Here is a 394-nt window from a genome sequence, read left to right as displayed (position 1 = left end):
AAATTCATTACGTACTTACAAGCTAACCCCACGGTGTCGCTGAGAAGAGTGACCTATACGCTGCAAACGGGTAGAGAAGCAATGCGCTATCGTTTAGCGATAGTAGCAGAGCACTATGATGAGCTGTTAAGAGCGTTACAACAATTTGTAGCGGGTGATGCGGGCACGTGGTTGCAAGGCGAGGTAAAAACACAACATGAGTTGCCGAGTGACTGGTTGTCAGCGCAGCGACGACAGCGGGACTGGGAAGCGGTTGGCAGACAGTGGGTATCAGGAGCAATAGTAGCGTGGACAGATTTATATCCGACAGGAGTCCAAACGAGGCTGAGTTTACCGACCTACCCATTTAATAGACAAAGCTTCTGGCTTAATACAGGGAGCTCTCAGCATGCAG

General features: G+C 49.7%; 1 protein-coding gene. It reads left to right on the top strand.

Translation table 11 applies throughout. The features are described 5' to 3' along the window. A partial coding sequence (locus OCI93_RS21040; protein ID WP_261627273.1) for a KS-MAT linker domain-containing protein occupies positions 1 to 394 on the top strand: 394 nt, incomplete at both ends.

It is taken from the genome of Pseudoalteromonas holothuriae, assembly GCF_945859825.1.
In the GTDB taxonomy this organism is placed as follows: Bacteria; Pseudomonadota; Gammaproteobacteria; order Enterobacterales; family Alteromonadaceae; genus Pseudoalteromonas; species Pseudoalteromonas holothuriae.
This window is presented reverse-complemented; position numbering and strand designations above follow the sequence as displayed.